Below are 2,050 nucleotides of genomic sequence, written 5' to 3'. Positions count from 1 at the left end.
GCAGCCCAACTGGCTGTGCTGACAAAGGAACTGGCCGTGTTCCCAGTAATGGGTCAGTAACGGCCGCCTCCTAACTTGCGCGCACCCCGTTCCGTTCCTGGAGGAGTGCCCTGATGCACCTGCCCCGATCCCCCCGGCGCAGATCTGCGGCGTGGGCGACGGCCGCGCTGACCTCGGCCGTTCTGCTGACCGGCGCCATGCCCGCCATGGCCGCCGCTGACAGCGCCCCGTCACCTAAGATCGATTCCACCCTGCTGAACGCCGTGGACAAGGGCGGCGAGGCGTCCTTCTTCGTCGTCCTGAAGGACAAGGCGGACCTGTCCGAGGCCAAGAAGCAGAAGACCCACGCCAAGAAGGCGAACGCCGCCTACAAGGAGCTGCGCGCCAAGGCCGACAAGAGCCAGAAGTCCCTGAAGACCTTCCTGGACAAGAAGAAGGTCGGCCACCAGGACTACTGGATCGCCAACACCGTCAAGGTCACCGGCGGTCAGGCCCTCGTCGACGAGCTGGCCAAGCGCTCGGACGTGGCCTCGATCGTCAAGGAGCGGACCTTCAAGCTCGACGACATCGAGACGTCCGACAAGAAGGTCACCACATCGCGCGCCGCCGCCCTGGGCGCGGGCACGGACTCGTCCGCGGACGGCACCGACGCCCCGGCGTGGGGTGTCTCCGACATCAAGGCCGACCAGGTCTGGGACCAGTACGAGGACCGCGGCGAGGGCATCGTCATCGCCAACGTCGACTCCGGTGTGCAGTACGACCACCCGGACCTCGTCGCGAACTACCGCGGCAACAACGGTGACGGCACCTTCAGCAACGACTACAACTTCTACGACGCGAGCGGGCAGTGCCCCACGACCGCGCCATGCGACAACAACGGCCACGGCACCCACACGATGGGCACCATGGTCGCCAAGAACGGCCTCGGTGTCGCACCGAACGCCAAGTGGATCGCCGCCAAGGGCTGCGCCTCCGACGTCTGCTACGACGACGAGCTGCTCGAAGCCGGCCAGTGGATCCTCGCCCCGACCGACCACAACGGCCAGAACCCGCGCCCGGACCTGGCGCCGAACATCGTGAACAACTCCTGGGGCAACAAGGACACCAGCACCCCGTTCTACGAGGACATCCTGGCGGCCTGGGACGCGGCGGGCATCTTCGAGGCGTTCGCGGCCGGTAACGACGGTGACGGCGTCACCTGCTCGACCACCCACCCGCCGGGCTCGCAGGCCGATTCCTACGGTGTCGGCGCCTACGACGTGAACGGCAAGATCGCCAACTTCTCCGGCTTCGGTCCCTCGCCGACCGACGGGAGCGCCAAGCCGAACATATCGGCCCCCGGTGTGCAGATTCCCTCCACCTGGCCGGGCAACTCGTACAACACCATCAACGGCACGTCGATGGCCACCCCGCACGTCGCGGGCGCGGTCGCGCTCCTCTGGTCGGCTGCTCCCTCGCTGATCGGCAACATCGAGGAGACCCGCAAGCTCCTCAACGAGGGCGCGCGTGACGTCGACGACACCCACTGCGGCGGCGACGCCGGCATGAACTATGTGTGGGGCAACGGCAAGCTCGACATCCTCGCCTCCGTCGACAAGGCCCCGCACACCGCGGCGACCGTGACCGGCACCGTCACCGACAAGGCGACCGGCAAGGCCCTGAACAACATCACCGTCCAGGCCACCGACACCGCCGGCGCGGTACGCACCGTCACCACCACCACCGACGGCACCTACCGCCTCCCGCTGCCCGCCGGCACGTACACCTTCGCCTTCACCGGCTACGGCTACGCGGCCGGCTCGGCCGAGGGCGTCACCCTCGCCGAGCAGCAGACCCACACGCAGGACATCGCGCTGGCCGCCGTCCCGGCCCACAAGGTCACCGGCACCGTCCTCGACGTCACCGGCAAGCCCCTCGCCGGCGCGACGGTCGAGCTGAACGGCACCCCGCTGGACGCCGCCACCACCAGCGCCAAGGGCAAGTACACCTTCGCCACCGTCGCCGAAGGCACCTACAGCCTCGCCGTCAAGCCCGCCGCCCCCGTGCTCTG

The 2,050-nt window shown here is 68.4% G+C and carries 1 protein-coding gene; it reads left to right on the top strand.

Annotated elements, in window-relative coordinates:
• Positions 1-113 precede the first annotated feature (113 nt).
• Positions 114-2,050: S8 family serine peptidase (locus tag ACFXOA_RS18040; RefSeq protein WP_385028835.1), on the top strand; the 1,937-nt coding region annotated here is incomplete at its 3' end.

The organism is Streptomyces sp. NPDC059166 (assembly GCF_042755185.1).
Lineage (GTDB): Bacteria > Actinomycetota > Actinomycetes > Streptomycetales > Streptomycetaceae > Streptomyces.
Note: the sequence above shows the minus strand (reverse complement) of the source record. Positions and strands in the feature narration are given on the sequence as shown.